Raw genomic sequence first — 19292 nt, 5'->3', positions numbered from 1 at the left:
GTCGTGTCGACCGGACAGGGGCCGGCGGCGGGCTGGGCCCCCACCTGGGCGCTCGGCCGGGCGGTGCTGCTCACCGGCCTGCTGCTGATCGCCGGGGTGCTGCTCGGCCGCGTCGACCTGGTCGTGCTCGCCGTCCCGTTCGCGCTCGGCACCGCGTACGCGCTGCGCCGCCGGCCAACCGCGGGGCCGCAGGTGTGGGTGGCCGCCGACGAGGGGCACCTGGTCGAGGGCGGGGAGTTCACGGCCACCGTCACGGTCGGCAACCCGGACACGGTCGGGTACGACGTCGCGGTGGTCCGTACCCGGGTCTCGCCGTGGCTGTGGATGAAGCGGGCCGGCGTGGGCGGCGCCCGGGCGGACCTGTCCCGCACCGGGGTGGACCGTCCCTTCGTGACCGTGGTCGACCCGGACACCGCCGTCGACCTGGAGCTGTCCGGCACGGCCCGGCGGTGGGGCCGGCACCCGGTCGGCCCGGCCGGCGCCCGGGTCGCCGCCGCCGGCGGCCTGCTGGTGTCCCGGGCCACGATCGCCGAGCCGGTGCGGGCCCGGGTGTACCCGAAGACGGAGCCGTTCGAGGCCGTGGAGGCGATGCCCCGGGCCGCCGGCCTGGTCGGGGCACACCACTCCCGCCGCCCCGGCGAGGGCGGCGAGCTGGCCGGGGTCCGGGTGTTCGCCCCCGGCGACCGGCTGCGGCGCATCGACTGGCGGGTCTCGCTGCGCGCCCGGCAGCTGCACGTCGCGGCGACCCTGTCCGACCGCGACGCCGAGGTGGTGATCCTGCTCGACGTGCTCGCCGAGGCCGGCCGCTCCGGCGGCGTCGGCGGGGCCGCCTCCGTGCTGGACACCACCGTCCGGGCCGCCGCCGCCATCGGCGAGCACTACCTGCACCGCGGCGACCGGGTGGCGATGCTGGAGTACGGGCCGGCGGCCCGCCGGCTGCGCCCGGCCACCGGCCGGCGGCAGTACCTGACGCTGCTGGAGTGGCTGCTCGACGTGCAGGCCGAGTCGGCGCCGCACGAGCCGTACGAACCGGTCTTCGGCCCGCACCTGCTCTCCTCCGACGCGCTGGTGGTGGTGCTCACCCCGCTGCTGGACGAGCGGTCCGCGCAGATGCTGGCCCGGATGGCCCGCTCCGGGCGGTTCGTGGTGGCCGTGGACACGCTCCCCGCCGACCTGCCCCCGCCGGGCCGCAAGGGCTGGTCGGAGGTGGCCTTCCGGCTGTGGCGGCTGGACCGGGACACTATGATCTGCCAGCTCCGCGAGCACGGCGTGCCGGTGGTCCGCTGGGCCGGCGCGGGCAGCCTGGACGAGGTCCTGCGGGACGTGGCCAGGCTCGCCACCGCCCCGAGGGCGGGCGCGCGATGAACCCGGTCGAGGCGGTGACGGAACGGGCCCGGGCGGCACGCTCGGCCGCCGACCGGGTCAGCCTCGCGCCGCTGCTGGTCCGCGTCGGCGTCTTCGTGGCCGGGCTGGCCGGGCTGCTGCTGGCGTACCCGGCCGAGGTCTTCGCCGGGCGGTCGCTGGCCGCCCTGGCGGTGGTGGCGTTGCTGCCGGCGATCGGGCCGCGCCGCGTGTGGCCGACCTTCGCGGCCCTGGTCACCGTGGGTGGCTGGCTGCTGGCCACCGAGGGGTACGAGCGGCCGATCGCGCTCTGGCGGCTGCTCGCCGTGGCGGCGGCGCTGTACCTGGCGCACTCGCTGTGCGCGCTGGCGGCGCTGCTGCCGTACGACGCGGTGGTGGACCCCGAGCTCGTCGTGCGCTGGCTCACCCGGGCCGGCGGGGTGCTGCTCGCCTCGGCGGTGCTCGGGGTGCTGCTGCTGCGGGCCGCCGACGCCGGAACCGACCGCGGCTTCCTCGCCGCGACGGTGGCGGGGCTGCTCGTCGCCGTGGGCGTGAGCGCGTTGCTGGGGTGGCTGATGCGTCGCAAATGACGGGACGTGAGCAGACGTTGTGCAGCTCACAGGTGTTGTGTTGGGTCACAGAAGGGGGTATCGCTCGGGATTAGCCGAGCCGCCCGGGGAAAGATAGTTGACGTGAATCCGAAGCGGATCCTTGTCGTCGGTGCCGGGCACGTCGGGCTGTACGCCGCCCTGCGCCTGTCGAAGAAGCTCAGCTCGCGTGAGGCCGAGGTCATCGTCGTCGACCCGCAGCCGCACATGACGTACCAGCCCTTCCTGCCCGAGGCGTCCGCGGGCAACATCTCCCCGCGGCACTCCGTGGTGCCGCTGCGGCGCGTGTTGCGGCGGTGCACGGTCGTGGCCGGTGCGGTCACCCGCATCGAGCACGGCCGCAAGGTGGCCACGGTGCAGCCGATCAGCGGCCCGACGCGGGAGATCGCCTACGACCACGTCGTCGTGGCCCCCGGCTCGGTCTCCCGGACGCTGCCGATCCCCGGCCTGCACGAGCACGGCATCGGGTTCAAGACCATCGGCGAGGCCATCTACCTGCGCAACCACGTGCTGGACCGGCTCGACGTGGCGGCCGTGACCCCCGACCCGGACCTGCGCCGCTCCGCGCTGACCTTCGTGTTCGTCGGCGGCGGCTACGCCGGCATCGAGGCGCTCGCCGAGATGGAGGACATGGCCCGGGACGCGCTGCGGTACTACCCGGAGCTCAAGCCGGAGGACATGCGCTGGGTGCTGGTCGAGGCGACCCAGCGGGTGCTGCCCGAGGTCGACCGGGACATGGGCGCCTACACGGTGCAGCAGTTGCTGAAGCGGAACATGGACATCCGGCTGGATACCCGGCTGGAGTCCTGCGTCGAGGGGGTGGTCAAGCTCTCGGACGGGGACAGCTTCCGCGCCGACACCATCGTCTGGACGGCCGGCGTGAAGCCGTCGCCGATGCTGGACGCCACCGACTTCCCGCGCGACGACCGCCGCCGCGTCACCTGCCGGCCGACGCTGCAGGTCGTGGACGGCGACCGGGTGGTCGAGGGCGCCTGGAGCGCCGGCGACTGCGCGGCGGTGCCCGACCTGACCAAGGAGCCGGGCAACTTCTGCTCGCCGAGCGCCCAGCACGCCGTGCGTCAGGCGGGCCGGATGGCCGACAACATCGCGAACGTGATCCGCGGGCGGGAGCCGGTCGACTACCGGCACAAGCACGCCGGCAGCGTGGCCAGCCTCGGCCTGCACAAGGGCGTCGCCCAGGTCTACGGGATCAAGATGACCGGGTGGCCGGCGTGGTTCATGCACCGGACGTACCACATGAGCCGGATCCCGTCGTTCAACCGGAAGGTCCGGGTCGTGGTGGACTGGTCGCTGGCGTTCTTCCTCAAGCGGGAGGTGGTCGCGCTCGGCCAGCTGCACGACCCGCGCGAGGAGTTCATCGAGGCGTCCCAGCCGGTGGCCCCCCGCGTCTGAGGTGTCCGGAAGGGCCCCTTCTCTACCTGAAACGGTAGGGAGGGGGCCCTTTCGCGCGCTCTGCGGGAGGCGCGTCGGATGCCCACCGCAGCACACCGGGCCCCCGGTACGCGGCGGCAGCCGAACGGGCCGCCACGCGACACGCGGCGGCGGCCGCCGGCGGGTCAGACGCGCCAGACCCAGGCGTCGGCGATCCTCGTGGACGGACCGTAGAGCTGGTCCAGGGTGGCGCGCAGGTCCTCGGCGTGCGGCGTGTCGACGGCCAGCGCGAAGCAGGACGCCCCCCACCGGTCGGCGTCCCGGGCCGCCTGCTGCCGCTCCCTGTCGCCCACCACCGGCCGTCCGCCCTGCTTCGCCACGTCCGCCAGCAGCGCGGAGGTGGGCCGCTTCCAGGTGCCCATGGCGGCGGTGCCGTCCCGGCCGTACGGGCCGATGAAGAAGCCCTCCGGCATGCCGAAGGCGGCGTCGGCGGCCGTGGCCCAGCGCATCGGCCAGGGCTCCTTCGGGGTGGCCAGCGGCACCGGCACCAGCACCCCGCCGGGGCGGACGCACTGCCGCCAGTGCCCGCCCGTGACGAACTCCGGCAGCGCCGGGCGCTCGGCGGTGGGCAGCGGCGCCGGGAAGACCGGCAGCAGCGCGGCAACCACCGCCGCCGGGACCAGCCGACGGGCCCGCCCGGGGACGCCCAGCGCCCGGTCCACGGCGAGCACCAGCAGCGTCGCGGCCAGCGGCAGCACGGCCAGCGCGAACCGCATCGGCAGTGCGCCGTCCACCACCGGCAGGCCGGCGAGCAGGGCGTACGGGCCGGGCACGCCGGTGCGGTCGCCGCCGTGCACCACGGTGGGGCCGAGCGACAGCGCGCCCATCGTCAGCGCGCCGGCCACGGACGCGATCACCAGCGGGCGGCGGCCCAGCCAGAGGGCGCACCCCACGACGACCACGAGCAGCGGCCAGCCGAGGAACGTGTTGTACTCGGCCGGCCCGGTGGTGAGCCGCGCGGCGTCGTCGCTGCCGGCCACCGACAGCGGGGAGAGGGTCCACCAGCTGCGCAGGTCCGCCGAGAAGTAGTGCGGGCTGAACATCCCGTCCGCGACGCCCAGCGGGCCGGCGAACTGGAACCACAGCGGGTACGCCAGCACGAGCAGCGCCAGCCCGGCCGCGAGCAGCATCCCGGCGGCGAAGCCCGGCAGCGCCCGGCGCAGCAGCGCCCGGTCGGTCAGGGCGTACGCGACGGCCATCACCAGCAGCGTCGCCGCGCAGAGGAAGAGCACCTCCTCGCCGACGAAGACCTGGACGCTGACCGTGGCGGCGAGCCCGACGGCGGAGGTGAGCACGGCGCGCCGGTCCGGGCCGGGGCGGCCCTCCCGCCCGCCACCCGCTTTCCGCCGGCCGGCGAGCGGGTCGGCGGCGCGCAGCATCCGGACCACCAGCCAGACGATCACCGGGACCAGCCACTGGGCGGTCATGTGCAGATGGCTGTTGGTCTGCGAGATCATCCCCGGGCCGAACCCGCACAGCCCCGCGCCGAGTGCGGCGGCCGGCCGGCGGGCCCCCAGGAGCCGGGTGAACAGCAGGTGCCAGGCGAGCGCGGTGCCGGCCAGGTTGATCCCGGCGAGCAGGGCGAACGTGGCCGGGGCGCCGAACAGCAGGGTGACCGGGGCGAACAGCACGCCGAGCGCGATGACCGTGGTGTTGGCCATCAGGTTCACCCCGTCCGGGGCGTTGAGCCGGTCGCTGAGCAGACCGAAGTCGCCCAGCAGGGCCCGCGCGTCGACCGCCAGGAACCACTCGTACAGGGCCTGGTCCTCCGGATTGAGCGCCAGCACCCGGCCGGACGGGTCGGGCCACAGCCCGTGGGTGAGCCAGCCGGCCAGCGCCGCGAACGCCAACCCGACGACGATGTCGCCCCGGTTCCTGCCGGCGGCGGCCCGCAGCCGGGCCAACCGGGAGTCGGCCGGGGCCGGAGCGTCGGTACGAACATCCTGTTCAGAGGTGGCGTCGGGGGCCGTGGGGGCTGCGCTGCTCACGGCTCGACCCTAGTGCGGTACGGCCGGCAGGGTTCGCCGGGTCGTCCCGGAACCGCTACGTGCCACTGCACACGGCGTGCGTGGACCCGCTACGGTGGCACTGCACACAGCGCGGTCGAGCCGCGTCGGTGGCGCCCGCCCGGGTGGTGGAACGGCAGACACGGCCGCCTTAAAAGCGGCTGCCGCAAGGCGTGCGGGTTCGACCCCCGCCCCGGGCACCACACTCTCAGCTTCCCTTCAGCTTGGTGATCTCCTACGAGTCGATCGGGGCGTTTACCCTTGAAGGGCACGTCACACGTGCGACGACCCCCTGAGGGAGGCCAGACAGTGAAGACCTCGAACCCGGTGCTCGCCCGACTCGGCCAGGCGGCCGAGCGGGAACGGGCCGCCGGGTACGCACCGACCGGGCCGTACGGACAGCCCGGCTATCCGCAGTACCCGGGCGCTACCGACTACCAGGTCGCGCCCGGGTACGCACCGACCGGGCCGTACGGACAGCCCGGCTATCCGCAGTACCCGGGCGCGACCGACCACCAGGTCGCGCCGCCCACCGTGACGCCGATGTCCATCGACGACGTGGTGGTCAAGACCGTGATGCTCCTGGGCAGCCTCGGCGTCTCCGCCGCGGCCGCCTGGGTGCTCGTGCCGGACGCGCTGCTCGGCGCCGCCTGGATGGGCGCCGCAGTGGTCGGCCTGGTCCTCGGCCTGATCATCTCGTTCTCCCGGATGGCCAACCCCGCGCTGGTCATCGCGTACTCCGTCGTCGAGGGCGTCTTCGTCGGCCTGGTGAGCAAGGCGTTCAACTCGCTCTACGACGGCATCGTGCTCCAGGCCGCGGTCGCCAGCTTCGGCGTCTTCTTCCTGATGGCGATGCTCTACAAGGCGCGGGCCATCCGCGCGACCCCGAAGTTCGTCCGCGGCGTGACCGCGGCGATGGTCGGCCTGTTCGCGGTGATGCTGATCAACCTGGTGCTGGCGCTGTTCGGTGTCAACACCGGCCTGCGCGACGGCAGTGCGCTGGCCATCGGCTTCAGCCTGGTCTGCATCGTGGTCGCGTCGCTGAGCTTCGTGCTCAGCTTCCACGAGATCGAGCAGGGCGTCCGGATGGGCCTGCCGCAGCGCTACGCCTGGACCGCCGCGTTCGGCATCCTGGTGAGCCTGGTCTGGCTCTACATCGAGATCCTGCGCCTGCTGAGCTACTTCCAGGGCGACGACTGACCCTCGCCCGCCGACCGGCGCCCGCCACCGCTGTCGCGGCGGCGGGCGCCGTCGTTTTCGCGTCCGGCCGTTCCGCGGGTTGCTGTCGCGGCGGCGGGCGCCGTCGTCTTCGCGCCCGGCCGTTCCGCGGGTTGCTGTCGCGGTGGCGGGCGCCGTCGTCTGCGCCCCACCCCCGGCGTTTGCCCGCCACCGCCGACTCCGCCGGTGCACAGTGACTGCGAGGGGTACGTCGGCCAGGAGGTGGCGGTGCGCAGTTCCAACCCGGTGCTGACCCGGCTGGACGACACCCGCCGGCTCGAACGCCAGGTGCTCGGCACGGGCGGCGCCGAGGCGATGACGGTGGACGACGTGGTGGTGCGGACCGTCGGGCTGCTGCTGCTCACCGGCGTCACGGCGGCGGCCGCCTGGGTGGTCGTACCGCAGGCGGTGTGGATCTCCGCCGCGCTGGCGGGTACCGCTCTGGCCGGCATCGTCCTGGCGCTGGCCATCTCGCTGCGCGGCAGCACCAACCCGGCCCTGATCGCCGGGTACGCGGTGCTCCAGGGGCTGCTGCTCGGGGTGGCCAGCCGGGCCTTCCAGCTCGTCTACCCCGGGATCGTGGTGCAGGCCGTGGTGGGCACCCTCGGGGTCTTCCTCGGGATGGCGCTGCTGTACCGGTCCCGGGTGCTGCGGGCCACGCCCCGGATGGCCCGCCTGGTGGCCGGCACGCTGCTCGGCATCGTCGCGCTCAGCGTGGCCAACCTGGTCTTCTACCTGTTCACCGGGCGGCAGGCGCTGGAGGTCTACAGCCTCACCGCCGAGGCCGGCTGGCTGGCGTACGTCTTCTCGGTGGTGGCGATCGTCGCCGGCGCGTTCAGCTTCATCCTCGACTTCGACCTGGTGGAACGGTCGGTCCGCGCCGGCCTGCCCCGCCGGTACGCCTGGTACTGCGCGTTCGGGCTGCTCGCCGGGCTGGTCTTCCTCTACTGGCAGCTGCTGCGCCTGATCAGCTACCTGCGCCGCTGAACGGCGGTGCCCCGCCTGCCCCGCCTGCCCCGCCTGCCCCGCCTGCCCCGCCTGCCCCGCCTGCGCCGAGCGGCCTCCTACACTCGGCCCGTGAGCGCAGTGGAACTGGACCGGGCGGTGGAGTTGCTGGTCGGGCAGGTCGGGCACTGGCAGCAGCCGCGCTGGGCGGCGACCGCCGGGGGTGGCAACGTCTCCCGGGCCGACCTGGTGCACCGGCTGGTCCAGGAGGTGGCCAACCTGGCGGCGGACGCCGAGGGTGAGCCCCGGCGCGTCGTCCCGCGTCTCGACAACGACCTCGTCCTGCCCGACCAGCTCCGGGTGGTCGCGGCCGACCTGGTGGCCGCCGCTCCGCCCGCCGAGGTGCTGGCCCGGGCCGCCGCCGAGGTGACGGCCACCCGGAGCGCGCTCTGACGAGGGGATCCACCCCCAGTTACGCGACATGGCGGCATCCGGCGCGCCCGGACACCGCCATGTCGGGGAACTGGAGTCGATCTAGGGCGCGGCCGGCCCGCCGCGCGCGGCCGGCCCGCCGCGCTCAGCTGAGCCGTTCGAGGACCATCGCCATGCCCTGGCCGCCGCCGACGCACATCGTCTCCAGGCCGATGCTCTTGTCGTGCCAGTCGAGGGCGTTGAGCAGGGTACCGGTGATCCGGGCGCCGGTCATGCCGAACGGGTGGCCGACGGCGATCGCCCCGCCCATCACGTTCAGCTTCTCGAGCGGGATGCCGAGCTGTCGGTACGAGGGGATCACCTGGGCGGCGAACGCCTCGTTGATCTCCACGAGGTCGACGTCGGCGATGGTCATCCCGGCCCGCCGCAGCGCCTGCCGGGACGCCTCGACCGGGCCCAGCCCCATGATCTCCGGCGACAGGGCGGTGACGCCGGTGGAGACGATCCGGGCCAGCGGCGTGAGGCCGAGGTCCTTCGCCCGCTGGGCGCTCATGACCACCACGGCCGCCGCCCCGTCGTTGAGCGGGCAGCAGTTGCCGGCCGTGATCCGGCCGTCGGGGCGGAACACGGGCTTGAGCCCGGCCACGCCCTCCAGGGTCACCCCGGGCCGCGGGCCGTCGTCGGCACCGACCACCGTGCCGTCCGGGGCGGTGACCGGGGTGATCTCCCGGGCCCAGAAGCCGTCGGCGATCGCCTTCTCCGCCAGGTTCTGGCTGCGTACGCCGAACTCGTCCATGTCGGCGCGGGTCACGTCGTACGCCTGGGCCAGGTTCTCGGCGGTCTGCCCCATGGCGAGGTAGATGTCGGGCAGCTCGCCGGACTCGCGGGGGTCGGTCCACACCTCCGCGCCGCCCTCCGCCCGCCGTGCCGAGCGTTCCCGGGCGGCGGCGAAGCGCGGATTCTCCCAGCCGCCGCCGACCAGCGCCTGCGCCTCCGGCGGCAGCGTGTCGGAGTTGCCCCGCGCGTACCGGGAGACGGTCTCGACGCCGGCGCTGATGAAGACGTCGCCCTCCCCGGCCCGGATCGCGTGCATCGCCATCCGCGTGGTCTGGAGCGAGGACGCGCAGTAGCGGGTCAGCGTGGCGCCCGGCAGGCCGTCGAGGCCCAGCAGGGTGGCAACCACCCGCGCCATGTTGAAGCCCTGCTCGCCGCCGGGCAGGCCGCAGCCCAGGTAGAGGTCGTCGATCTCCGTCGGGTCGAGCTGGGGCACCTTGTCCAGGGCGGCCCGGACGACGGTGGCGGTGAGGTCGTCGGGGCGAATGTCGCGCAGGGATCCCTTGTGCGCCCGGCCGATGGGGGAGCGGGCGGTGGCGACGATGACGGCGTCGCGGGACGACTCAGTCGGCATGAACCAACGTTAACTCGCCGGTAACTTGGCGCGGAAGCCGCCCGCTCCGGCGGGAAATGTCACGCCGGAGCGGGGCCGCCGGCGTCGCGGCTGCCGCTGCTCCCGCTCCGCCGGGTCGGGCATCCGGGACGGCACGGCCGGGGCCGGGCATCGAGCGTCCCGGGGCGGCCGGGCCTCGAGCGTCCCGGGGCGGCCGGGCATCGAGCGTCCCGGGGCGGCCGATTGGCCGCGGGTCACTGGTGGGGGGCGACGTTCGCGGCGGCGGCGACCGCCGGGAGCAGGGCGTGCGCCCAGACCCGGTAGCCGTCGGCGGAGGGGTGGAAGCCGTCGTGGCAGAACGTCCCGGCGTCCGCCCGGAACACCGGACCGGTCTCGGCGGCCAGGTCGACCACGGTGCCCCCGGCGTCGAGCACGGCCACCGTCTGGGCGCGGGCGATCCGCCGCCCGGACCAGCCGACCACCTGCCGCAGCGGGGGCGCGATGGCGCGTACCGCGCCGAGGTCGGGGCAGGTGCCGACGACCACCTCGACGCCCGCCTCGCGCAGCCGCCGCACGGCCGCGCCCAGGTACGCCGCGGCCTCCGCCGGCCGGCGCAGCCCGGTGGCGTCGTTGGCGCCGATCAGGACCACCGCCACGTCGGGACGCGGGCCGAGCAGGGCGCGGGCCACCTGGGTGGCGAGATCCGTGGAGCGGGAGCCGGACACCCCGACGCTGGACAGGTGCACCCGGCGGCCGGTCGGCCCCTCGGCGAGCAGGTGGGCCAGTTGACCGCCGACGGTGTCGCCGAGCCGGGCCACGCCGACCCCGAGGGCGGACGAGTCGCCGAGCAGGACCAGCCGCAGCGGTGGCGCGCCGGCCCGCCCGACCGTGGCGCGCAGGGCCAGCCCCAGCTCCGGCTGGGCGTACGGGCGGTTCCGGGCGACGAACGCCTCGCCGGCGAGGACGGCGACGCCGCCGATCGTCCCGGCGATCAGGGACAGGGCCGTCGCCCGGCCCAGCCGGAGTGCCAGTTGTGCCCCGGTGCCCCGGTCGCCCAGGCCGTGCCTGCCGCCGCGCTCGGTCATGGCCGTCCCTCCAGTGTGGGTGTGTCGGCGGCCGGGCCGGGTTGCGGCACCGCGCCGACGCCGAAGAAAGCCCGCCGACGCAGCTGCGCCCACCGCCCCGCCGGCCCACGGTCGCGGCCGTGGACCTGCGTGGCACTGACCTCCGTGCCGGCGTGCCGGGCCGCCTCCTGGGCGGCCTCAGGCAGCGACCGTACGCCCTCGACGCGCCCGAGACCAGGGCGGCGTTCCTGCGCGGCGCCCAGCGCGGAGAGCACGGTCGGCAGCATCGCGGCGGCGGCCACCGCGTAGCCCTCCGCGGACGGGTGGAACCGGTCCCAGGCGAACATCCGGGTCGGCTCGGCCACGAACCGGGGGCCGAGCAGGTCGCCGAGGGAGACCGTCCAGCCGCCCGCCTCGACCACCGCGACCGTCTGCGCGGCCGCGAGCTGCCGGCTCCACCGCCGGGCCAGCCAGCGCAGCGGCGGCTGGATCGGCCGGATCGCGCCCAGGTCGGGGCAGGTGCCGACCACCACCTCGCAGCCGGCGCCGCGCAGCGCGTGGACCGCGTCGACGAGGTAGCGCACCGCCACGGCCAACGGGGTGCGGTTGGTGACGTCGTTGCCGCCGATGAGGATGACCGCCACGTCCGGCTCGCACTCCAGCGCGGACTCGACCTGCGGGCGCAGCCCGGCGGAGATGGCCCCCACCACGGCGAACCGGTGCAGCCGGACCGGCCGGTGCAGCCGGCGGGACAGCCCCGTGGCCAGCAGCGCGCCGGGCGTCTCCCGGCGGCGGTGCACGCCGTACCCGGCGGCGGAGGAGTCGCCGAGGATGACCATGGTCAGCGGGCGGCCGGGCAGCTTCGCCCCGTACACCCCGTCGCAGCGGGGCGGGGGCGCCTCGGCCATCGGGATGGTGCGGCGCGCCTGCCGGGCCTGCCCGACCAGCACTCCGGTCGTCGCCACGGCCGCGGCGGCGGTGGCGCCCGTGCCGAGCGCCGCCAGGCGGGCGATCCGCCGGGCGCGCTGCCAGCGCGGAACGACCGGTGCGGCGGAACCAGCGACCCCCATGAACCGAGGTTATCGCGATCGTGCGACACGCCGGTGTGGTCGTACTGGGCGGCGGACGGCTGGGATCCGACCGTCGCGGGTACCACTTGCGGGGACACCGCACGCTGTCGGACGGGAAGGGGCGTGGAGATGGGAAAGACACTGAAACGGAGCGCGGCGTTCGCGGCGCTGGCCAGGGCGCTGACCGCCGGGGCGCGGGGCGGGCCCTCGCTGGGCGCCCGGTTGGCGGCGCTGCCCCGGATGGTCCGGGCCACCACCCGGGGCGAGTACGACGGCGGGCTCCGGCTGGCCCTGATGACGGCGGCGACGGCGTACATCGTCTCGCCGGTCGACCTGCTCCCGGAGATCCCGCTGGCGGTCTTCGGCCTCGCCGACGACGCCGTGATGGTGACCTGGCTGGCTGGGGCGGTGCTCGCCGAGACCGAGCGGTTCCTGGAGTGGGAGGCGCGCCGGCGCTCCGTCATCCCGGGGCATGTGGTGCCCTGACGGCACGTACCCTGAGCTCGGTATGAACGTCTGCCCGGCCGCCGTCGCCGGCGCCACAACGAAGGGCACAACGAGGTGCAGTACTACGACAACGTCGTCGAGTTGATCGGCAACACGCCGCTGGTACGGCTGCGCAACGTCACCGAGGGCATCCAGGCGACGGTGCTGGCGAAGGTGGAGTACGTCAACCCGGGCGGCTCGGTGAAGGACCGGATCGCCCTGCGGATGGTCGAGGACGCCGAGCGGGCGGGCATTCTCAAGCCCGGCGGCACCATCGTCGAGCCGACCAGCGGCAACACCGGCGTCGGCCTGGCCCTGGTGGCCCAGCTGAAGGGCTACCGGTGCGTGTTCGTCTGCCCGGACAAGGTCAGCCAGGACAAGCAGGACGTGCTGCGCGCGTACGGCGCGGAGGTGGTGGTCTGCCCGACGGCCGTCGCCCCGGAGGACCCGCGATCCTACTACAACGTCTCCGACCGGCTGGCCCGCGAGATCCACGGCGCGTGGAAGCCGAACCAGTACAGCAACCCGGCCAACCCGCGCTCGCACTACGAGAGCACCGGCCCGGAGCTGTGGAAGCAGACCGAGGGCCGGATCACCCACTTCGTCGCGGGCGTGGGCACCGGCGGCACCATCTCGGGCATCGGGCGCTACCTGAAGGACGCCTCCGACGGGCGGGTCCGGGTGATCGGCGCCGACCCGGAGGGCTCGGTCTACTCGGGCGGCACCGGCCGGCCGTACCTGGTCGAGGGCGTCGGCGAGGACTTCTGGCCGGAGACGTACGACCGCACCATCGCCGACGAGATCGTGGAGGTCTCCGACAAGGCGTCCTTCGAGATGACCCGGCGGCTGGCCCGCGAGGAGGGGCTGCTGGTCGGCGGCTCCTGCGGGATGGCCGTGGTCGCCGCGCTGGAGGTGGCCCGCAGGGCCGACCCCGACGACGTGGTCGTGGTGCTGCTGCCCGACGGCGGCCGGGGCTACCTGTCGAAGATCTTCAACGACCGGTGGATGGCCCGGTACGGCTTCCTGGACAACTCCGGCGCCGAGCCGACCGTGGCCGAGGCGCTGGCGAAGAAGCCGGGCGGGCTGCCCGAGCTGGTGCACGTGCACCCGACGGAGACGGTGCGCGACGCCATCGACTACATGCGCGAGTACGGCGTCTCCCAGCTGCCGGTGCTCAAGGCCGAGCCGCCCGTGGTCACCGGCGAGGTGGCCGGCTCGATCGCCGAGCGGGACCTGCTCGACGCCCTGTTCACCGGGCAGGCGCACCTGCACGACACCATCGAGCGGCACATGGGCGACCCGCTGCCGATGATCGGCGGCGGCCAGCCGGTGAGCGAGGCCGTGACCATGCTGGAGAAGTCCGACGCGGCGCTGGTGCTCGTGGACGGCAAGCCCAAGGGCGTGCTGACCCGCCAGGACCTGCTCGCCCACCTCGGCGCCCGCTGAGCCGGTGGGCCCGCCGCGGCCACCGGGTCCCTTCCCGGCATCGGGTCAGGAAGGGGCCCGTCCGCACAGCTCGCGCGCGTAGCGGAGCTGGGCGACGACGGCCGGGCCGATCAGCTCGTCGCGGCGCTCGCCGGTGGCCGTCCAACCGCCCCGCTCGTAGAACCGGCGGGCGGCGGCGTTCCGCTCCAGGACCCAGAGCACGGCACGGGTCCAGCCGCGGGCCCGCAGCACGGCCACCGCGTCGACCATCAGCGCCCGCCCGGTGCCCCGGCCGCGCTCGTCCGGTTCCAGGTGGATCGCGTTGAGCAGGCCGGTGGCCGGGTCGCCCGCGTCGTCGGGGCCCAGGTAGGTGAAGCCGACGAGCCGGCCGTCGCGCTCGGCGACCGTCATCCGGTGGTCGGCCCGCTCCCACTTCCAGCGCTCGACCCAGTACCGGCCCAGCTCCTGCCCGCTCGGCCCGGCCAGCGCCTCCGGCGGCAGGAACGGCGCGTACGCGGCCACCCGGGACCGCCGGTGCAGGGCGCCCACCGCCATCAGGTCCGCCTCGCCGGCGGGGCGTAGCGTGACCGTCACCGGGTCGAGGCTACCCGTCGCGGCGGGACCTGCACGGTCGTCAGGTCCTCGGCGACGACGAGGTCCCCGTCGAAGTGCCGGCGGGCCTCGTCGGCGAAGCGCCGCGCGTCGGCGTACCGCTGGGAGAAGTGGGTGAGCACGAGTCTGCGTACCCCCGACTCGGCCGCCACCCGGGCGGCCTGCCCGGCCGTGAGGTGGCCCACCTCGGCGGCGAGCGCGGCCTCGGACTCCAGGAACGTCGACTCGATGACCAGCAGGTCGGCGTGCTCGGCGAGGGCGTACACCGCGTCGCAGAGCCCGGTGTCCATCACGAAGGCGAACCGCTGCCCCGGGCGGGTCACGCTCACCTCGTCCCGGGTGACGCGGCGTCCGTCCACGTCCAGGTGGCCGGCGCGCAGCAGCTGCCCCACGGCCGGTCCGGCGATGCCGTACGCGGCCAGCTTCTCCGGCAGCATCCGGCAGCCGTCCGGCTCCACCAGCCGATAGCCGTACGTCTCGATCGGGTGCCGCAGCCGGCGCGCCTCCAGCGTGCCGACGCCGAGCGCGATCCGCTGCCCGTCGGCGTCGATCGGCTCCACCCGCAGCTCGGCGGTCTCGTGGAAGGAGCTGGCGTGCCGCAGCCGGGCGAAGTACTCCGCGCCGCCGGCCGGGAAGTGCACCGCCACCGGGTGGGGCACCCGGTCCAGGGAGAGCCGCTGGATGGTGCCGGGCAGGCCCAGGCAGTGGTCGCCGTGGAAGTGGGTGACGCAGATGCGGGTGAGGTCGGTGGCGGTGACGCCGCTGTGCAGCAGCTGCCGCTGGCTGCCCTCGCCCGGGTCGAAGAGGATCACCTCGTCGTCCCAGCGCAGCACGTACCCGTTGTGGTTGCGCTGCCGGGTCGGCGCCTGACTCGCCGTCCCGAGCACCACCAGCTCGCGCATCGACAAGGCGTCCTCCCCGGCGGGACGGTCGGGCTGCCGCCCGACACGAAGCGACCCCCGGGGCTTCCGTGCTCGCGCACGGGCCGGCTGGACTGGGCCGGCACCCCGGGGGTCGGGTGGCTGTCGTGGATTCGCCGCACCGCTGCCACACGGTCTCGACGATGGTGCCTGATTGCCCGCCTCGCGGCGGACCTGATCACTGTCGAGGACAGCGGCTAGCGGACAGCCACCTCACGAGTCCAACTGGCATACAAGTCTGGACCACCTCCTTTCCCGTGTACCACCACGCTATCCACTTCCCGGGGGCCCCGGCAACGGATTTCGATCACAGCGGCCCGGCGGGGCACCCGCGGGGGCGGCCAGCGCTGCCGATCGGGCTCCGCCCGGCCCTCATCGGCCGTCCCGGACCACCCCATCGGCCCCTGGAGCGGGCTTGATCCGGCGTGCCAGGGTGAGCGGGGGACGGAAGGAGAAGGCGGGCATGCCGACGAGGGGACGACGAGCCGTGCGAACGGCCGGCGGGCTCGGCATGGCCGCCCTGCTGGCCGCCGCCGGGGTACTGGTGGCGGCCGCCCCTGCGCGGGCGGTCGCCACCAGGACGGTGGCGTTCTGGCGCACGGACGAGCCGGCGCACGCCACGGCGGCCAGCACCACGACGACGACCTGGACCGTCGTCCTCCGCGCCGCGGAGTGACGCCGGCCCCGGCCGCCGTCGGCCGGTTCGGCGTGGCTCAGGAGGTACGGGCCACGCCGACCGGGCAGCTCAGCCCGTTCGGGCCGTGGTTGCAGTACCCGTTCGGGTTCTTGGACTGTGGCGAACGGTGAGCTACTGATTCCCGCCTTGAATCAACGCGACCGGTAGGCGTCGGCGCGGTGTTCGATGGCCGTCACGGTCACGACGCGGTCGTCTTCGTCGATCTCGTAAAGGACGCGATACGTGCCCCTCCTGGCCGACCAGGTGCCCTCGAACGGTGGCAGAAGAAGTCGTTTTCCGACGCGATGCGGATTGTCGAGGAGGGCGGTGGTGATGAACTCGTAGACGGCCGCGGCGATTTTCTCCGGCAGCCTTCCGGCTAAGGCACGTGCGGCCGGGCCGGCGACCTGAAGTCGATAACGGTCGGGGTCTGGGGCGGTCATCGAGCTTGCTTCGCTCGCTTCGCCATCAGCGCTGCGAGTTCGTTGGCGTCGAGGACGTCGCCGGCTTCGGCGGCCGCCTTGGACTCGGCAAGTTGCCGCATGGCTTCAGCGCTGGACAGGACCTCCAGGGTCTCTTCCAGGGCCGCAAGATCGTCGGCGGAGATGAGCACTGCGGCGGCGTGGCCGTGTTTGGTGATCTCTATCCGCTCGTGGGTCGAGGTCACCTCGTCGATGAGTTCCGAGAGGCGGTTGCGAGCGTCGGTGAACGGCACGGTAGTCATGCTCGAAGTATAGGCAGTCACTGGCGCGAAATCTGCGCAGATTTTGAGGCTTGGCGGAGCGGGTCACCGGGCCATCGGCCCGGTGACCCGCGGTGCTAAGCGGTCTTGGCCACGCCAACCGGACAAGTCATGCCATTGGGGCCATGGTTGCAATAACCCTGCGGGTTCTTCGTCGGCGCCAGGTACTGCTGGTGGTAGTCCTCGGCGAAGTAGTAGTCGCCGAGCCGGTCGATCTCCGTGGTGATCTCGCCCTTGCCGGCGCGCGCCACGATCGGCGCGAACGCGTCCCGCGACGACTGGGCGATCGTCAGCTGCTCGTCGGTGGTCGCGTAGATCGTCGAGCGGTACTGGGTGCCGACGTCGTTGCCCTGGCGCATGCCCTGGGTCGGGTCGTGGTTCTCCCAGAAGACCTTGAGCAGGTCCTCGTAGCCGATCCGGGCGGGGTCGTAGACCACCTGGACCACCTCGGCGTGCCCGGTCCTGCCCGAGCAGACCTCCTCGTACGTCGGGTTCGGGGTGATCCCGCCCGCGTAGCCGACGGAGGTGGTGAGCACGCCGGGCAGCGTCCAGAACAGCCGCTCGGCGCCCCAGAAGCAGCCCATCCCGAAGACGGCGACCTGCGAGCCCGCCGGGAACGGGCCCTTCAGCGACGAGCCGAGGACCTCGTGCCGGTCGCTGATCGGCATCGCGATGGAGCGGCCGGGCAGGGCCTGGTCGGGGGTGGGCAGTTCGGCCTTCATGCGGCGAAGGAACACGGTGCGACTCCTCTCGTACCTCTCCCCGCGCACAACACCGCCGGGCACCCGTTCCTTACCCGCCCCGGCGCACCTCAGCCCCGGGCGCGGGCTGAACTTCGGGCGGCACGGCGGTTCCGGGTGCGCCGACGGTCGTGCTCGGTCAGAGGGCGGCGGCGATGCGCTCAGCGTACGAGGTGGCCTCCGCGTCGTCGAGGTAGCGGGTGCGGGGCCAGAAGAAGCCGCGCAGTCCGTCGCCCTTCGTCCGCGGCACGACGTGCGTGTGCAGGTGCGGGACGGACTGGGACACCCGGTTGTTCATCGCCACGAACGTCCCGCCGGCCCCCAGACCGGACTCGACCGCCACGGCGAGCCGCTGGACCAGCCCGAAGTAGCCGGCGAGGGCGTCGGCGGGCAGCTCCGCCAGGGTCACCAGGTGGGCACGCGGCACGACCAGCACATGCCCCCGGAACACCGGCCGGGCGTCCAGGAACGCCATGCCCTCCGGCGCGTCGACGACCCGGAACGCGGGCGCATCGCCCGCCACGATCCCGCAGAACACGCACGCTGGCACGGAGCCAGGCTAAGCCGCGCACCTGCCGGCCGAGGTGGCTGTCGAGGTGCTCGCCGAGGAGTTTCCCTGGCTACGGCTTCTTCCTGCGGACGACCTGCCGCAGTTCGTCTCAGACTTCGTGACCGCGACGCGGATCTCGGCGGACCTGGGTCAGTGGTCCGTCCTGGCGCAGACGCTGCGGGAGTGGAAAGCCACTGCGGCGGTCTACACCGATCCGGCTCTCGTCCGTGAGCTCACCGAGCCGTTGTCGGACGACCACGGGCCGGTGCCCGGCCCGACGGAGGCGTGAGCTGTGGCTGCCAAGCGCGGAGACCGGGTCGCACCGCCAGGCCGCCCCGGCGGTTGGGAGGTGTGGATCGTGGCTGCCGGGCCCGGGCATCCGAAGCTGACCGAGTAGGAGCCCCGATGAGACCCGCCAGGTTGGGCCCACCGGACGGGACAGGCGGACTAACGTCTCGGGAATGAGTCACGGCTTCGAGACACTCGCCATCCACGCCGGTCAGGAACCCGAGGCCCGCACCGGCGCGGTGATCCCGCCCATCTACCAGACCAGCACCTACGCCCAGGACGCGGTCGGCGCGCCCCGGCAGGGCTACGAGTACAGCCGCTCCGGCAACCCGACCCGGGACGCCCTGCAGGAGTGCCTCGCCGCGCTGGAGGGCGGGTCCGTGGGGCTCGCCTTCGCCAGCGGCCTGGCCGCCGAGGACACCCTGCTGCGCACCGTCTGCAAGCCGGGCGACCACGTGGTCATCCCCGACGACGCGTACGGCGGCACGTACCGGCTCTTCGCCAAGGTGGCCGAGCGCTGGGGCGTCGACTACACCCCGGCCAAGGTGTCGGACCCGGCCGCGGTGCGGGACGCCATCCGGCCCGGCACGACGCGGATCGTCTGGGTGGAGACGCCGACCAACCCGCTGCTCGGCATCGCCGACATCGCCGCCCTGGCCGCCGTCACCCACGACGCCAACGCCCTGCTCGTCGTCGACAACACGTTCGCCTCGCCGTACCTGCAGCAGCCGCTCGCCCACGGCGCGGACGTGGTGGTCCACTCGACCACGAAGTACATCGGGGGGCACTCCGACGTGGTCGGCGGCGCCCTGGTGGTGGCCGACACCGGGCTCGGCGACGGCCTGCGCTACCACCAGAACGCGATGGGCGCCGTCAACGGCCCGTTCGACGCCTGGCTCACGCTGCGCGGCATCAAGACCCTCGGCGTACGCATGGACCGGCACTGCGACAACGCCGAGCGGATCGCCGCGTACCTGGACGGGCACGCCAAGGTCGCCCAGGTCAGCTACCCCGGCCTGCCGTCGCACCCGGGTCACGAGGTGGCGGCGAAGCAGATGCGCCGGTTCGGCGGGATGATCTCCTTCCGGGCGGCCGGCGGCGAGGAGCACGCCGTGGAGATCTGCAACCGCGCCAAGCTCTTCGTGCTCGCCGAGTCCCTCGGCGGCGTGGAGTCCCTCATCGAGCACCCCGGTCGCATGACACACGCAAGTGCCGCCGGCTCGCCGCTTGAAGTTCCCGGCGATCTCGTGCGACTGTCTGTCGGCATCGAGACGGTCGAGGACCTGCTCGCCGACCTGGAGCAGGCGCTGGGCTGACCGCTTGGCTGGGG

General features: G+C 74.0%; 21 protein-coding genes, 1 tRNA gene and 1 pseudogene. 12 read left to right on the top strand and 11 right to left on the bottom strand.

What is annotated here, in order from left to right; all coding sequences use genetic code 11:
- Positions 1 to 3: 3 nt before the first annotated feature.
- The 3 genes from ACGFIZ_RS14100 (at position 4) to ACGFIZ_RS14090 (ending at position 3362) form a co-directional block, all read left to right on the top strand.
- Positions 4 to 1365 carry a DUF58 domain-containing protein gene (locus ACGFIZ_RS14100; protein WP_393419177.1) on the top strand — a complete coding sequence of 454 codons (1362 nt, stop codon included), beginning with the start codon at positions 4 to 6 and terminating at the stop codon, positions 1363 to 1365.
- Positions 1362 to 1931: a hypothetical protein gene (locus ACGFIZ_RS14095; protein WP_393419176.1), complete on the top strand. Its 570-nt coding sequence runs from the start codon at positions 1362 to 1364 to the stop codon at positions 1929 to 1931. Before ACGFIZ_RS14100 ends, ACGFIZ_RS14095 begins: the two co-directional genes overlap by 4 nt.
- Positions 1932 to 2033: 102 nt before the next feature.
- The gene (locus ACGFIZ_RS14090) at positions 2034 to 3362 is read left to right on the top strand and encodes an NAD(P)/FAD-dependent oxidoreductase (RefSeq protein ID WP_393419174.1); all 1329 of its coding nucleotides are present in this window, start codon (positions 2034 to 2036) and stop codon (positions 3360 to 3362) included.
- Positions 3363 to 3526: 164 nt separating this feature from the next.
- Here the strand turns inward: ACGFIZ_RS14090 and ACGFIZ_RS14085 are convergent, their stop codons facing one another.
- The gene (locus ACGFIZ_RS14085) at positions 3527 to 5389 is read right to left on the bottom strand and encodes a hypothetical protein (RefSeq protein ID WP_393419172.1); all 1863 of its coding nucleotides are present in this window, start codon (positions 5387 to 5389) and stop codon (positions 3527 to 3529) included.
- A gap of 137 nt (positions 5390 to 5526) precedes the next feature.
- Between ACGFIZ_RS14085 and ACGFIZ_RS14080 the strand changes: the two genes are divergently transcribed.
- The 4 genes from ACGFIZ_RS14080 (at position 5527) to ACGFIZ_RS14065 (ending at position 8023) form a co-directional block, all read left to right on the top strand.
- Positions 5527 to 5610 (top strand) — tRNA-Leu (locus ACGFIZ_RS14080).
- Between the two features lie 106 nt (positions 5611 to 5716).
- A complete protein-coding gene (locus ACGFIZ_RS14075) occupies positions 5717 to 6607 on the top strand; it encodes a Bax inhibitor-1/YccA family protein (RefSeq protein ID WP_393419170.1) in 891 nt (296 codons plus the stop codon).
- A gap of 204 nt (positions 6608 to 6811) precedes the next feature.
- Complete coding sequence (locus ACGFIZ_RS14070) at positions 6812 to 7612, top strand: Bax inhibitor-1/YccA family protein (RefSeq protein WP_347665872.1); 801 nt, start codon at positions 6812 to 6814, stop codon at positions 7610 to 7612.
- Positions 7613 to 7702: 90 nt separating this feature from the next.
- On the top strand, positions 7703 to 8023 hold the full coding sequence (locus ACGFIZ_RS14065; RefSeq protein WP_393419168.1) for a hypothetical protein: 321 nt from the start codon (positions 7703 to 7705) through the stop codon (positions 8021 to 8023).
- Between the two features lie 124 nt (positions 8024 to 8147).
- Here the strand turns inward: ACGFIZ_RS14065 and ACGFIZ_RS14060 are convergent, their stop codons facing one another.
- From ACGFIZ_RS14060 to ACGFIZ_RS14050, 3 genes are all read right to left on the bottom strand, one after another.
- Positions 8148 to 9410, bottom strand: a complete 1263-nt coding sequence (locus ACGFIZ_RS14060) for an acetyl-CoA C-acetyltransferase (RefSeq protein WP_393419166.1) — start codon at positions 9408 to 9410, stop codon at positions 8148 to 8150.
- 233 nt (positions 9411 to 9643) lie between these two features.
- Positions 9644 to 10474 (bottom strand): SGNH/GDSL hydrolase family protein, encoded by an 831-nt coding sequence (locus ACGFIZ_RS14055; protein ID WP_393419164.1) that lies wholly within the window; start codon positions 10472 to 10474, stop codon positions 9644 to 9646.
- Positions 10471 to 11523 (bottom strand): SGNH/GDSL hydrolase family protein, encoded by a 1053-nt coding sequence (locus ACGFIZ_RS14050; RefSeq protein ID WP_393419162.1) that lies wholly within the window; start codon positions 11521 to 11523, stop codon positions 10471 to 10473. Before ACGFIZ_RS14050 ends, ACGFIZ_RS14055 begins: the two co-directional genes overlap by 4 nt.
- A 129-nt stretch (positions 11524 to 11652) precedes the next feature.
- On the opposite strand from ACGFIZ_RS14050, the gene ACGFIZ_RS14045 reads away from it, so the two are divergent.
- Both ACGFIZ_RS14045 and ACGFIZ_RS14040 read left to right on the top strand, forming a co-directional pair.
- Positions 11653 to 12009, top strand: a complete 357-nt coding sequence (locus ACGFIZ_RS14045; RefSeq protein ID WP_393419160.1) for a YkvA family protein — start codon at positions 11653 to 11655, stop codon at positions 12007 to 12009.
- Between the two features lie 75 nt (positions 12010 to 12084).
- Positions 12085 to 13455, top strand: a complete 1371-nt coding sequence (locus ACGFIZ_RS14040) for a cystathionine beta-synthase (protein WP_393419158.1) — start codon at positions 12085 to 12087, stop codon at positions 13453 to 13455.
- 45 nt (positions 13456 to 13500) lie between these two features.
- Here the strand turns inward: ACGFIZ_RS14040 and ACGFIZ_RS14035 are convergent, their stop codons facing one another.
- Positions 13501 to 14028, bottom strand: coding sequence for a GNAT family N-acetyltransferase (locus tag ACGFIZ_RS14035; RefSeq protein ID WP_393419156.1), 528 nt, complete (start codon positions 14026 to 14028; stop codon positions 13501 to 13503).
- On the bottom strand, positions 14025 to 14954 hold the full coding sequence (locus ACGFIZ_RS14030) for a ribonuclease Z (RefSeq protein ID WP_393419154.1): 930 nt from the start codon (positions 14952 to 14954) through the stop codon (positions 14025 to 14027). Before ACGFIZ_RS14030 ends, ACGFIZ_RS14035 begins: the two co-directional genes overlap by 4 nt.
- Before the next feature lie 475 nt (positions 14955 to 15429).
- On the opposite strand from ACGFIZ_RS14030, the gene ACGFIZ_RS14025 reads away from it, so the two are divergent.
- Complete coding sequence (locus ACGFIZ_RS14025; RefSeq protein WP_393419153.1) at positions 15430 to 15642, top strand: hypothetical protein; 213 nt, start codon at positions 15430 to 15432, stop codon at positions 15640 to 15642.
- Between the two features lie 37 nt (positions 15643 to 15679).
- Here the strand turns inward: ACGFIZ_RS14025 and ACGFIZ_RS14020 are convergent.
- From ACGFIZ_RS14020 to ACGFIZ_RS14000, 5 genes and pseudogenes are all read right to left on the bottom strand, one after another.
- A pseudogene (locus ACGFIZ_RS14020) lies at positions 15680 to 15757 on the bottom strand (peptide-methionine (S)-S-oxide reductase); the annotation flags it as partial.
- A 37-nt stretch (positions 15758 to 15794) separates the two neighbouring features.
- Positions 15795 to 16085: a type II toxin-antitoxin system RelE/ParE family toxin gene (locus ACGFIZ_RS14015; RefSeq protein WP_393419151.1), complete on the bottom strand. Its 291-nt coding sequence runs from the start codon at positions 16083 to 16085 to the stop codon at positions 15795 to 15797.
- On the bottom strand, positions 16082 to 16366 hold the full coding sequence (locus tag ACGFIZ_RS14010; RefSeq protein WP_393419149.1) for a type II toxin-antitoxin system Phd/YefM family antitoxin: 285 nt from the start codon (positions 16364 to 16366) through the stop codon (positions 16082 to 16084). The genes ACGFIZ_RS14015 and ACGFIZ_RS14010 overlap by 4 nt, the downstream gene beginning before the upstream one ends.
- 95 nt (positions 16367 to 16461) lie before the next feature.
- Positions 16462 to 17121 carry a peptide-methionine (S)-S-oxide reductase MsrA gene (gene msrA, locus ACGFIZ_RS14005; protein ID WP_393419147.1) on the bottom strand — a complete coding sequence of 220 codons (660 nt, stop codon included), beginning with the start codon at positions 17119 to 17121 and terminating at the stop codon, positions 16462 to 16464.
- A gap of 142 nt (positions 17122 to 17263) precedes the next feature.
- Positions 17264 to 17674, bottom strand: a complete 411-nt coding sequence (locus ACGFIZ_RS14000) for an HIT family protein (protein WP_393419145.1) — start codon at positions 17672 to 17674, stop codon at positions 17264 to 17266.
- 34 nt (positions 17675 to 17708) lie between these two features.
- On the opposite strand from ACGFIZ_RS14000, the gene ACGFIZ_RS13995 reads away from it, so the two are divergent.
- Complete coding sequence (locus ACGFIZ_RS13995) at positions 17709 to 17963, top strand: hypothetical protein (RefSeq protein ID WP_393419143.1); 255 nt, start codon at positions 17709 to 17711, stop codon at positions 17961 to 17963.
- A 172-nt stretch (positions 17964 to 18135) separates the two neighbouring features.
- Positions 18136 to 19278: a cystathionine gamma-synthase gene (locus tag ACGFIZ_RS13990; protein ID WP_393419141.1), complete on the top strand. Its 1143-nt coding sequence runs from the start codon at positions 18136 to 18138 to the stop codon at positions 19276 to 19278.
- Positions 19279 to 19292: the final 14 nt, after the last annotated feature.

The organism is Micromonospora sp. NPDC048830 (assembly GCF_043198215.1).
Taxonomy (GTDB): domain Bacteria; phylum Actinomycetota; class Actinomycetes; order Mycobacteriales; family Micromonosporaceae; genus Micromonospora.
Note: the sequence above shows the minus strand (reverse complement) of the source record. Positions and strands in the feature narration are given on the sequence as shown.